General features: G+C 70.5%; 8 protein-coding genes. 2 read left to right on the top strand and 6 right to left on the bottom strand.

The window, feature by feature from the left end:
- Nucleotides 1-114: 114 nt before the first annotated feature.
- From ACFPLC_RS17860 to ACFPLC_RS17850, 3 genes are all read right to left on the bottom strand, one after another.
- A complete protein-coding gene (locus ACFPLC_RS17860) occupies nucleotides 115-837 on the bottom strand; it encodes a Crp/Fnr family transcriptional regulator (RefSeq protein WP_378189251.1) in 723 nt (240 codons plus the stop codon).
- Nucleotides 838-1,048: 211 nt separating this feature from the next.
- Nucleotides 1,049-1,690, bottom strand: coding sequence for a zinc ribbon domain-containing protein (locus tag ACFPLC_RS17855; protein ID WP_378189252.1), 642 nt, complete (start codon nucleotides 1,688-1,690; stop codon nucleotides 1,049-1,051).
- A gap of 61 nt (nucleotides 1,691-1,751) precedes the next feature.
- Nucleotides 1,752-2,963: an MFS transporter gene (locus ACFPLC_RS17850; protein ID WP_378189253.1), complete on the bottom strand. Its 1,212-nt coding sequence runs from the start codon at nucleotides 2,961-2,963 to the stop codon at nucleotides 1,752-1,754.
- A gap of 95 nt (nucleotides 2,964-3,058) precedes the next feature.
- On the opposite strand from ACFPLC_RS17850, the gene ACFPLC_RS17845 reads away from it, so the two are divergent.
- Together ACFPLC_RS17845 and ACFPLC_RS17840 are read left to right on the top strand one after the other, a co-directional pair.
- Nucleotides 3,059-3,559, top strand: a complete 501-nt coding sequence (locus ACFPLC_RS17845; RefSeq protein ID WP_378189254.1) for an Lrp/AsnC family transcriptional regulator — start codon at nucleotides 3,059-3,061, stop codon at nucleotides 3,557-3,559.
- 47 nt (nucleotides 3,560-3,606) lie between these two features.
- Entirely contained in the window at nucleotides 3,607-4,392 is a 786-nt protein-coding gene (locus ACFPLC_RS17840; protein ID WP_378189255.1) for a M15 family metallopeptidase, read from the top strand.
- A gap of 52 nt (nucleotides 4,393-4,444) precedes the next feature.
- On the opposite strand, the gene ACFPLC_RS17835 is transcribed toward ACFPLC_RS17840, so the two are convergent.
- The 3 genes from ACFPLC_RS17835 to ACFPLC_RS17825 all read right to left on the bottom strand — a co-directional run bounded on the left by ACFPLC_RS17835 (nucleotide 4,445) and on the right by ACFPLC_RS17825 (nucleotide 12,132).
- Nucleotides 4,445-6,217, bottom strand: coding sequence for a hypothetical protein (locus ACFPLC_RS17835; RefSeq protein WP_378235865.1), 1,773 nt, complete (start codon nucleotides 6,215-6,217; stop codon nucleotides 4,445-4,447).
- An 80-nt stretch (nucleotides 6,218-6,297) separates the two neighbouring features.
- Nucleotides 6,298-8,052, bottom strand: coding sequence for a hypothetical protein (locus ACFPLC_RS17830; RefSeq protein WP_378235864.1), 1,755 nt, complete (start codon nucleotides 8,050-8,052; stop codon nucleotides 6,298-6,300).
- Nucleotides 8,053-8,220: 168 nt separating this feature from the next.
- Nucleotides 8,221-12,132: a DNA-directed RNA polymerase subunit beta' gene (locus ACFPLC_RS17825; RefSeq protein WP_378189258.1), complete on the bottom strand. Its 3,912-nt coding sequence runs from the start codon at nucleotides 12,130-12,132 to the stop codon at nucleotides 8,221-8,223.
- Nucleotides 12,133-12,222 lie beyond the last annotated feature (90 nt).

Below are 12,222 nucleotides of genomic sequence, written 5' to 3'. Positions count from 1 at the left end.
CGCTGCCGCGAACCAATGTCGTTGTCCTTTTCGGAGCCGGTGGGAGGTGAGCGCAGAGTCTGCCTGCTCTCCGTGACCAAGACTCCGGAAAATTCCGTGATCTGCACCGGTTCGTTAGCCAGGATCAGCGAATGTCGCTAGCCCGTTCAGGTCAAGAATGGTTACTGTCCGGTATCGGTACGCGATGTACTTCTTGTCCTTCAATTGGCGGACAGCCAATTGGATCGCGTCCCGGCCGGCCCCGATCAGCTTGCCGAATTCCGGTTGCGAAAGCTGGATCCCCAGCCTGATCCCGGCCTCACCGGGCGTGCCGTGGCGCTCGGCGAGTTCGATTAGCACCCGCGCGAGCCGCACCGCCGTGTCGTACCCGGCGAAGTCGAGGCGACGGCGGTTCGCCCAGTCGAGGCGGTCGGCGAGCATGTGGCAGACCACCCGCCAGGCTTCCTCCCGGCGCCGTAAGAAGAGCCGGAAGTGCTCCAGCGGGATCCGGTGCACGGTCATCGCCCGGCACGCCGTCACCGTGGCCGAGCGGGGCCCTTCCCGCAGCACCCCCATCTCGCCGACGAGATCGCCGCTGATCCGGATGCCCAGCAGGCTTTCGGTGCCGTTGCGGTCCGCGGCGGTGACCTTGACGCAGGCCAGCCGGGGCTGTTTCCCGTGCCCGAGCAGGAAAACGTGGGTGCTCGGTTCGCCCTGGTGCAGCAGCACGGTGCCGGCGGGGCACGGTTTCGCGTTGCCCAGTGCCAGCAGTTCACCGGCCAGCGCACCCGGCAACCGGGACATCACCGTGCCCCCGGGCCATTCCGCGTTGTTCCCGCCCGCATCCTCGGCAGCCACGCCGCACCCCTTTTCCACGAGTACCGGAACGACCACCGATCCGGTTCCGTGCCCGCGAGCCCCCCTCGCGCACCCTAGACAAATACCCGCGACGAACACGGTTTGTCGATGCCGGACAAGGGGCGCGGCCCACATCGCGGACCGCGCCCGGGGAATTCGACGGAATTCGTGGGAGAGAACAGGGAAACGCCGGTTTCCTCCGGGCGCCGGATCAGAGTTTGGTGCCGCAGTCCGAGCAGAACAGCGCGCCCGGCTTGTTGCCCTGATTGCCGCAGCCGCCGCAGGTGACCTTGAGGGCCAGGGACGTGCCGCAGGACGAACAGAACTTGCCGCCGTCGGCCTTGAGGCCGCAGCCCGGGCAGGTCACCTTGGCGCGGGTGTCGATGTCCAGGTCCGCCGTCCAGTTCTTCTCGCGGGCCTGCTCCCAGATCTGGTCGCGCTGGGCCGAGGCCTGCGCCCGCGAGATCTCCTCGGCGACGCTCGGCGAGCAGCGCAGGCACTGGCCGATTTCCTCGTTCCAGCACTGGGTTTCGCACATCCAGTCGCCGCAGCCGCGGCACTGGCGGAAGCTCGGGGTGATCTCCTCGACCGCGGCCGCCAGGGCCTTGTCCTTGGCCGGCGAGTTCGTCGCGCGGTCGTAGCGCCACTGGTCGGCCGAGTTGCTCAGGTCGCGCAGCGTCCCGCCGAAGAACGAGCCCACGGCGCGAAGCACGCTTCGGCCCGTCTCGATGTTGTCGCGCTGGAAGGCGGAACGGAACCCGTTGCCGCAGCGTTCGCAGCGGAACTCGAACTGATACCCCTGCGTGTTGGAGAGGTCCGAGAAGTTGTCCGTGAAAGGCACAGAGTCAGCCACGGCCCATCTTGGCCGGGCCGCCGCGCCGGGCAGGACGAGAGATTTGCCGACAACGACCCGGCTACCGGCCGTCACGGGGCACCAGGAACGCGAGCGGGAGCAGGGCCAGCACGCCGCCGACCACCGCGACCAGCGCGTAGCCGCCGCCCGCGAACAGCGCCCCGGATCCCAGCCCGGCCAGTGCGGACGCCGACCAGACGACCGCGTCGACGGTGCCCTGCACCCGGCTGCGCGTCTCCGGGGCGAGGGTGCGGCTCAGCTGCGCGCTGCCGCCGACGAACACCAGGTTCCAGCCGTAGCCGAGCAGGAACAGCGCGATCGGCAGGCCGGAGGTGTGCGCCGTCGGCGCCGCGAGCGCGGTGGCCGCCGCCAGCGCGAGCACGCCGAGTCCCGCGTTGACCGTCACCGACGGCCCCCAGCGGTCGGCGATCCGGCCGGACAGCGGGGCCAGCGCGAACATGCCGATCATGTGGGCGCTCAGCACCCAGCCGACGGCGTCGAGCCCGTGCCCGTGGCTCTGCAGCTGCACCGGCGTCATGGTCATCACCGCGCCCATCGTCAGCTGCGCGGTGACCATCGCGACCAGCGGCCGCGCGACGCCGGCCTGCCGCACCGGACCGCCGTCGCCGGTGGCCGGGGCGGGCGGCCGGGGCGCGGGCCGAAGGTCCGGTTGTCCCAGCGGGGGCACGTGCCGCGGGAGGAACGCCGCCGCCAGTGCCGCACCCGCCGTGGCCAGGACCGCCACCCCGGCCGGGCCGGACAGCGACGGCCAGCCGAAGCCGGCCGCGGCGCCGGCGGCCGGGGCCATCAGGGCCGGCCCGGCGAGCGCGCCGACGGTCCCGCCCCACACGACGGTCGAGAGCGCCCGTCCCCGGCGGTCCTCCGGGTACAGGTCCGCGGCCAGGTACCGCGAAAGCTGCGCGCCGCCGTTGCCCAGGCCGACCAGCAGGATCCCGAGCAGCAGCGGCAGGACCGCCGTCGCCAGCGCGCCCGCCAACGCCACCAGCGCGCCGAGCACCGCGAGGCCGTACCCGGCCACCAGCACGCGGCGGCGGCCGTGGACCGGCAGCAGCGTCCCGGCGCCGAGCGCGCCCGCCGCGGTGCCGAGCACGTTCGCCACGCTCGGCAGCCCGCTCCAGACCGCGCCGCTGCCCGCGGCGACGATCAGCGTGGCCGCGGTGCCGAGACCGACCGTGGCCGTGTTGAGCAACGCGACGCCGGCGAACAGCACCCCCATGGACCGGGTCCGGCCGGCCACCGTGAATGTCCCCATGACCGGCAACGTTAGGGACTTCCGGCCGCGGTTCGAAGGGCCGGAGCACGGGATTTCGCTCGCCCCGGCCCCGCAACGGAAGGAAAATGGGCCCCATGACCTTCCGTTCGGAAAAGCCGCTGGACGACGTCGACTGGCGGTTGCTGGACCTGCTGCAGACCGACGGGCGGTTGTCCTTCAAGGAGCTCGGGCGGCGGATCAACCTGTCGGCGCCGGCGGTGGCCGAGCGGGTGCGGCGGCTGGAGGAGACCGGCGTGATCACCGGCTACCGCGCCCAGGTCGACGCCCGGCGCGCGGGCCAGCCGCTGCAGGCGTTCGTCGAGATGCGGTGCGCGCTGAGCAGCTGCCTGCTGAAGACGTCGAAGTCCGAGGACTACCCCGAGGTCGTGGAGATCCACCGGCTGAGCGGCGACCACTGCACGATGCTGAAGATCCGGGCGGCCTCGCTCGAGCACTTCGAGGGGCTGCTGGAGCGGCTGGGCAAGCACGGCGAGCTGCGGTCGTCGGTGGTGCTGTCCACGCAGCTCGAGGGACGCCCGGTGCAGCCGCCCTCGGACGACTTCCTGCGCGCGACGACGTCGGAAGGCTGGTCGTGACTCGGTCGGCGGCTGCGCGTCCGTGGCCGGGCTGCTAGACGAGAGGGATGCCGATCTTCACCCGCCGGGTACGTGCTCTCGCCGTCACCCTCGCCGCTCTGGGCGGCCTCGCCCTACCTGCGCCCGCGCAGGCGACGACGACCGGGGCCTTCGTCGCGCTCTCCGACGTCGCGCCGTCGATCCTGCAGGACATCCGCTACGACACGCGGCACAACTTCGTCGGCCGCCGCATCGACGGGTACCGGCAGCCGCTGTGCCTCCTGACGCGCCAGGCCGCTGACGGCCTGCGGAAGGCGCAGGCGCAGCTGCTCCGGCGGGGCTACACGCTCAAGGTCTACGACTGCTACCGGCCGCAGCGCGCGGTCGACCACTTCGTGCGGTGGGCCAAGGACCTCGCCGACGAAAAGATGAAGGCGGAGTTCTACCCGAACGTCGCCAAGGACCGGCTCTTCGCCGACGGGTACATCGCCGAGAAGTCCGGCCACAGCCGCGGCAGCACGATGGACCTGACGCTGGTCCGCCTCCCGCCGGCGTTCCAGCGGCCGTACTTCCCGGGCGAGCCGCTCAAGGCGTGCTTCGCGCCGCGAGACCAGCGCTTCCCCGACAACACCGTCGACATGGGAACCGGCTACGACTGCTTCGACCCGCTCGCCCACACCGACAACCCGGCCATCACCGGTGCCGCGCGGCAGAACCGCGACCTGCTGCGCTCGACGATGAGCGCGGCGGGTTTCCGCAACCTGCCCGAGGAGTGGTGGCACTTCACGCTGAACGACGAGCCGTTCCCGGACACCTACTTCGACTTCCCGGTGTCCCGGGGAAGCCTGCGCTGAACCGAAAAGCGCCCTCGGTCCACTGTGGACCGAGGGCGCTTTCGGTGCTGCGTCAGGCCGCGCGCCGGCGCCGGCGGGCGCCGAACACCAGGCCGCCGCCGAGGGCGAGGGCGGCCAGCGCGAGCGCGCCGAGGCCGATGGCGTCGACGCCGGTGCTGGCCAGCCCGGAGCCGCCGCTCTGGCCACCGCCGGTCCCGCCGGCCGCACCAGGCGCACCGCCCGCCGGGGAACCGGCCGTGCAGTCGGCCGGGTTGACGGGCACCGCCGGGAGCGGCGCGTCCCCTTCCTCGGCATCGATCCGCACCCGGACGGGCCGGTCCGCGGGGCCGCGGACGTAGATGTCGACCGGGTTCTCGTACTTGACCTTCCAGCCCTTCGGCGGCAGGAGGAGCAGCTGGTAGTCGGGGCCGGGCAGCACGTCGTGGAACTCGAAGTGCCCGTTCGCGTCGGTCGTCTGCTCGGCGGTGACCGGGCAGTGCCCCTCGGCCACCAGCACGACCTTGGTGCCGGCGACGCCCTGCTTCACCTGGCCCCGGTCGTCGTAGACGGCCACGTCACCCACCACGGCGGCCTTGCCGCCCGGGACGGACGCCTGGGCCCCGGCGAACGCGTGGTTGTCGAGGTCGACACCGCGGTAGCCGAAGTCGCAGCTCGCCGTGACCAGCCCGCGGTCGACGGCCCCCGCCGGCACCTGCTCGGTGACGTCGATCGTGCGCGTCTCGCCGGGCCCGACCCGCACGCCGTCACCGGCGAGGTCGCCCCAGCCGGGCCCGGTGCCCTGCAGGGCGTACGAGGCCCCGAAGCGATCGCATTCGGCCACGATGCCGGTGAGCGGGACCTGGCCGGAGTTGGTCAGCTTCACGGTGACGTGCGCGAGGTCGCCGACGTGGTAGCTGTCCTGGGTGAAGGCCATCGAGGCCGCGAGCTTGCCGTCGAGCGGCGGCGCGCCGCGGACAACCAGATGCGTGTCCGGTCCGACCTGGACGTTCTGGAAGGCGAACAGCCAGCCGCCGATGACGTCGCCACCGAGGGAGTACCTGGCCGCCGGGATCTCGCCGAAGTCGAAGTGCCCGCCCTTGCCGCTGGTGGCCCGGTAGGTGAGGGTGCTGTACCGCAGGGTGAGCTCGATGCCGGTCAGCTCCTCGCCGGCGTCGAGCGTGCCGTTGCCGTTCGCATCGCCGTAGACGACGCCGGACGCGTGCCCGGGCGTCTTCTCGAGCTTGAACGGGATGTCGAAGCTGGGGGCCACGCCGTGGCCGTCCTTGTCGTAGACGAAGCCGCGCAGGTTCGCGTGGTCCTGGCTGATGTCCTGGATCTGCCCGACCACCGCCTGGGTGAAGGTCTCGCCCGGCTGCAGCGTCACCCCGCGGTCGCTGCTGAGCGGTCCCCAGCCGTCGGCGAACGGGACCACCAGGTCGTCCGGCTTGCCGATCCACTGGGCGACCCGCAGCTTCTCGGCCGGCACGCTGCGCGGGTTGTGGATCTTGATGGTGAAGTGGACGTCCGCGTTGGTCGGGTACGAGTCCGCGTGCTCGATGGAAACGTCGAGGTCCGGCTGCGGACCGGGATCGTCCTGCGGCTGTGCCGCCGCGGGCTTGTTCTCCGGCTGCGTGGCGCTCGGCACGGAGCTCGGCTCGGGCGCTTCCGATGGGGACGGCACTGTGGACGGCGCGGTGGACGGCGCTTCGGACGTCGACGGCGCGGCGGCGGTCGGCGTCGGCTCCTCGGCCCCGGCCGGACCGGCGAACACACCGGCCAGCAGGGCCGCGGCCGCGACGACGGAGAAGCATCGCGCGAGAGGTCTCACGCTTCTGGATTGGTTCACGAACAGTCACCCCTGATCAGATCGAAGTCGTACTGGAAGCACCCTTCGGTCCACAATGGACCGAAGGGTGCGCTTCCTCGTCAGAACGTGTGCCGGCGCCGTCGGCCGCCGAACAGGAGGCCGCCGCCGAGGGCGAGGGCCAGCAGCGCCAGCGCGCCGAGGCCGATGACGTCGACACCGGTGCTGGCCAGCCCGGAGGCCCCGCTCTGGCCACCGCCGGAGCCACCCGCCGCGGTGGGTGCCGTCGAGGTCGGCGCACTGGCCGTGCAGTCCGCCGGGTTGACGGGCACCGAAGGCAGCGGAGCGTCACCCTGCTCGGCCTGCACCCGGAGCTCGACCGGGCGGTCCGCCGGACCGTGGACGAAGATCGACCAAGGGTTCTCTTCCTTGATCCGCCACCCCGCCGGCGGGAGGAAGAACAGCCGGTACTGCGGCCCGGGCACCACGTCGTGGAACTCGAAGTGCCCCTTCGCGTCGGTCGTCTGCTCGGCGGTGACCGGGCAGTGCCGGTCGGACGCCAGCACGACCTTGACCCCGGCGATGCCCTGCTTCACCTGCCCCCGGTCGTCGTAGACGGCGACGTCGCCGACCAAGGTCGCCTTGCCCCCGGGCACCGCCGCCTCGGCGCTCGCGACCGGGTGCTCGTCGATGCCGACTTCGCGGTAACCGAAGTCGCAGTCCGCCGTGACGACGCCGGCGTTCCGGGCCGCGTCCGGCACCCGCTCGGCGACGTCGAAGGTCCGCGTCTGGCCGGGAGGGATGGTCACGCCGTCGGCGAAGGTGGCGAGGTCTCCCCACCCGGCGCCGGCCTTCAACGCGGCGTCGGAGCCGTACCGGTCGCACGAGGCCACGATGCCGGTGAGCGGGATCGGGCCGGAGTTGGCCAGCGTCACGGTGAGGTGCGCGAGGTCGCCGGGCTGGTAGCTGTCCTGAGTGAACGCCATCGACGCCTTCAGCGCTCCGTTCAGCGGCGGCACCGCGCGGATCAGCAGGTCCTTCGAGCCCGTTCCGATCCGGATGCGCTGGAACGGGATCAGCCAGTCACCGGCCGACGCGCCGCCGAGGTAGTAGGTGGCCGCCGTGACGTCGCCGAAGTCGATCTTGCCCCCGGGGCCACTCGTGGCTTCATACCGGTTCGGGCCGTTGACGTACTGCAGCGCGAGCGGGATGCCGGACAGCTGCTCGCCGTCGTCGAAGACGCCGTTGCCGTTCCGGTCGCCGTACACCGTGCCCTTGGTGGGCACCAGCGTCCGCTCTACCTTCGCCGTGTCCCGGAAGTCGGCGACCCCGCGGCCGTCGCTGTCGAACACGTTCCCCTCGAGGACCACCTCGTCCTGGGTGATGTCCCGGATCTTGCCCGTGGTCTTCAGCACGAAGGTCTTCCCCGGGTCGAGGTCCACGCCCGGCCACGAGAGCTTGCCCCAGCCGTTGTCGTCGGCGTAGACGACCAGGGCGGCCGGCTTGCCGATGTCCTGGCCGACCCGGAGGCCCTTGGCGGGGACGGATCCGGTGTTGGTCAGCGTGAAGGTGAAGGGAACGTCCTCGTCGGACTGGTACAGGTCCTTGTCGAGTTCCGCCGTCGCGGTGATCTTCGCGCGCTCGTCGGTCGCGGCCTGCGGCTGCGCCGCCGCGGGCTTGCCCTCCGGCTCGGTCGCGCTCGGCTCGGGAGCCGGCGCTTCCGATGTGGACGGCGCTTCGGACGCGGCCGGCGCGGTCGTGGCCGGCGTCGGCTCCTCGGCTCCGGCCGGGCCGGCGAACACGCTGGTCAGCACAGCCGCGGCCGTCAACGCGGCAAAACCGCGCGCGAAAGGTCTCGCGGTCCTGGATATGTTCACGAACAGCCACCCCTGATTACCCGTCGAAAACGCGTGAACCCCCGAACCGCGTGAACACCGGTAACTCTAGCGATGTGAAAGCCACCTGAATACCCGTTTGGGTGACTTTTGCAAAACAGCGAAAGGCCCCCGCCGGAAACCCGGCGGGGGCCTTTCGTCGAATCAGCTTCAGCGGAAGTCGCGGCCGAAGTCGTAGTCGTCCAGCGGCACCGCGGCACCGGTACCCGTCCCGAACACGTCCGGGGTGTAGTAGCCGTCGTCGTAGGACGGGATCGCGTACGCCGCGACCCGGGCCTCCTCGGTCGGCTGCACCTGGATGTTGCGGTACTTGTTGATGCCCGTACCGGCCGGGATCAGCTTACCGATGATCACGTTCTCCTTGAGGCCCACGAGCTTGTCCGAGCGGCCGTTGATGGCCGCGTCGGTCAGGACTCGCGTGGTCTCCTGGAACGACGCCGCCGACAGCCACGAGTCCGTGGTGAGCGACGCCTTCGTGATGCCCATCAGCACCGGACGGCCCGAAGCCGGCTCGCCGCCTTCGGCGACCGCGGCCCGGTTCGTCGCCTCGAACTTGGTCCGCTCGGGCAGCTCGCCCGGCAGGAAGTCCGTGGCCCCGGAGTCGATGATCGTCACCCGGCGCAGCATCTGCCGGACGATGACCTCGATGTGCTTGTCGTGGATCGACACACCCTGCGCCCGGTACACCTTCTGGACCTCGTCCACCAGGTGGATCTGCGCCTCGCGCGGCCCCATGACCCGCAGGACCTCGTGCGGGTCCGGCGTGCCCTCGAGCAGCTGCTGGCCGACGTGCACGTGGTCGCCGTCGCCCAGCGGGCCGTTCGGGGTGTTCGCGAGCCGCTGCCGCTTGGACAGCTTGTCGAAGACGATCTCCTCGCCCCCGTCGTCCGGGATGAGGGTGATCTTCCAGAACCGCTCGCTCTCCTCGATGCGCACGCGGCCATCGACGTCGGCGATCGGCGCCTTGCCCTTCGGGACACGAGCTTCGAAGAGCTCCTGGACACGGGGCAGACCGGTCGTGATGTCGTCACCGGCGACACCACCCTGGTGGAACGTACGCATCGTCAGCTGCGTGCCCGGCTCACCGATCGACTGGGCGGCGACGATACCCACCGCCTCGCCGACGTCGACGAGCTGGCCGGTCGCCATCGAGCGGCCGTAGCAGGTCGCGCAGATACCGACGGCCGACTCACAGGTCAGCACCGAGCGGACCTTGACCTTCGAGATGCCGCTGCCGAGCAGCTTCTCGATGGCCGGGTCGCCCAGGTCGTCGCCGGCGTTCAGCACGACGTTGCCCTTGGCGTCCACCGCGTCCGTCGCGAGGTTCCGCGCGTACACGGAGGTCTCGACGTGCTGGTCGCGCAGGACCTTGCCGTCGCCGATGTCCTCGCCGATCGGCATCATGATGCCGCGGGTGGTGCCGCAGTCGATCTCGCGGACGATGACGTCCTGCGAGACGTCCACCAGACGCCGGGTCAGGTAACCCGAGTCGGCGGTCCGCAGCGCCGTGTCCGCCAGACCCTTCCGGGCACCGTGCGTCGCGATGAAGTACTCCGCCACCGACAGGCCTTCACGGAAGTTGGCCTTGATCGGACGCGGGATGTACTCACCCTTCGGGTTCGACACCAGGCCACGCATACCGGCCAGCGACCGGACCTGCGTCATGTTACCGGCGGCGCCCGACTTCACGATCATGGCGATCGGGTTGTCGTCCGGCAGCGCCGTCTCCATGATCTTGTGGACCTCTTCGGTGGCCTGCGTCCACACCTTGACGAGCTCGTTGTTGCGCTCGGCGTGCGACAGCTGACCGCGCTGGTAGCGCTTCTCCACCTGGGAGGCCTTGCCCTCGTACTCGTCGAGGATGGCCTTCTTGCCTTCCGGCACCAGGACGTCGGAGATCGCCACCGTGACACCCGACCGGGTCGCCCAGTAGAAACCGGCGTCCTTCAGCTTGTCCAGGGTCTGCGCGACCTGGGTCATCGAGTACCGCTCGGCGAGGTCGTTCACGATCGCGGCCTGCCGCTTCTTCGGCATCGGCTCGTTGATGAACGGGTAGTCCGCCGGCAGCAGCTCGTTGAACAGCACGCGGCCCAGGGTGGTCTCGGCCAGCCACGCCTTGCCCGGCTCCCAGCCCTTCTCCGCGAGCGCCGGCTCGTCGGCCTTGGCCGGCTGCCGGTCGGTGATGCGGATCTTGACCGGGGCGTGCAGGCTGAGCGCCTTGCGGTCGAAGGCCATGATGGCCTCGGCCGGCGACGAGTACGCGTTGCCCGCGCCCTCGGCGTTCTCGCTCAGGCGGGTCAGGTGGAACAGACCCGTGACCATGTCCAGCCGCGGCATGGCGAGCGGACGGCCCGACGCCGGCGACAGGATGTTGTTCGCCGACAGCATCAGGATCCGGGCCTCGGCCTGCGCCTCGGCCGACAGCGGCAGGTGCACCGCCATCTGGTCACCGTCGAAGTCCGCGTTGAACGCCTCGCAGACCAGCGGGTGCAGCTGGATGGCCTTGCCCTCGACCAGCTGCGGCTCGAAGGCCTGGATGCCGAGGCGGTGCAGGGTCGGCGCGCGGTTCAGCATCACCGGGTGGCCGGTGATGACCTCTTCCAGCACGTCCCACACCTGCGGCCGCGAGCGCTCCACCATCCGCTTGGCGGACTTGATGTTCTGCGCGTGGTTCAGGTCGACCAGCCGCTTCATGACGAACGGCTTGAACAGCTCGAGCGCCATGTCCTTCGGCAGACCGCACTGGTGCAGCTTCAGCTGCGGGCCGACGATGATGACCGAACGGCCCGAGTAGTCGACGCGCTTGCCGAGCAGGTTCTGGCGGAACCGGCCCTGCTTGCCCTTGAGCAGGTCGGACAGCGACTTCAGCGGCCGGTTGCCCGGGCCGGTGACCGGACGCCCGCGGCGGCCGTTGTCGAACAGCGCGTCGACGGCCTCCTGGAGCATCCGCTTCTCGTTGTTGACGATGATCTCGGGCGCGCCGAGGTCGATCAGCCGCTTGAGGCGGTTGTTCCGGTTGATGACCCGGCGGTACAGGTCGTTCAGGTCCGACGTCGCGAAGCGGCCACCGTCGAGCTGCACCATCGGGCGCAGGTCCGGCGGGATCACCGGGACGGCGTCGAGCACCATGCCGCGCGGGTCGTTGCCGGTGGCCTGGAAGGCCGCGACGACCTTGAGCCGCTTCAGCGCGCGGAGCTTCTTCTGCCCCTTGCCGTTGCGGATCGTGTCGCGCAGGCTCTCGGCCTCGGCGTTGACGTCGAACTCGGTGGCCAGCTTCTGGATGGCCTCCGCGCCCATGCCGCCGGTGAAGTACTCGCCGTAGCGGTCGACGAGCTCGCGGTAGAGCAGCTCGTCGGCGATCAGCTGGCGGGTGTCGAGCTTCGTGAAGGTCGTCCAGACCTCCTCGAGGCGGTCCAGCTCGCGGCCGGCGCGGTCGCGCAGCTGGCGCATCTCGCGCTCGCCGCCCTCCTTGACCTTGCGGCGGACGTCGGACTTGGCGCCCTCCGCCTCCAGCGCGGCCAGGTCGGCTTCGAGCTTCTGCGCGCGGGCTTCGATGTCCGCGTCGCGCTTGGTCTCGAGGTTCTTGCGCTCGACGCCGATCTCGTTCTCGAGGGTCGGCAGGTCGTTGTGGCGCAGCTCCGTGTTCACGCCGGTGATGACGTAAGCAGCGAAGTAGATGATCTTCTCGAGGTCCTTCGGCGCCAGGTCCAGCAGGTAGCCCAGGCGGGACGGAACACCCTTGAAGTACCAGATGTGGGTGACCGGGGCGGCCAGCTCGATGTGGCCCATCCGCTCGCGGCGCACCTTGGCGCGGGTCACCTCGACGCCGCAGCGCTCACAGATGATGCCCTTGAAGCGGACGCGCTTGTACTTGCCGCAGTAGCACTCCCAGTCCCGGGTCGGGCCGAAGATCTTCTCGCAGAAGAGGCCGTCCTTCTCGGGCTTGAGCGTCCGGTAGTTGATGGTCTCCGGCTTCTTGACCTCGCCGTACGACCACTGACGGATGTCGTCGGCCGTGGCGAGACCAATGCGGAGCTCATCGAAGAAGTTGACGTCCAGCACGTCTAAGTCCCCTTGGGGTTGTTTCGGCTAGAAGAGGGGTCGGCGGGCGAGCGTCGGGACCTGCGGGAGGCCGGTCCCGACGCTCAGCTC

This window comes from Amycolatopsis plumensis (genome assembly GCF_042652605.1).
Lineage (GTDB): Bacteria > Actinomycetota > Actinomycetes > Mycobacteriales > Pseudonocardiaceae > Amycolatopsis > Amycolatopsis plumensis.
Note: the sequence above shows the minus strand (reverse complement) of the source record. Positions and strands in the feature narration are given on the sequence as shown.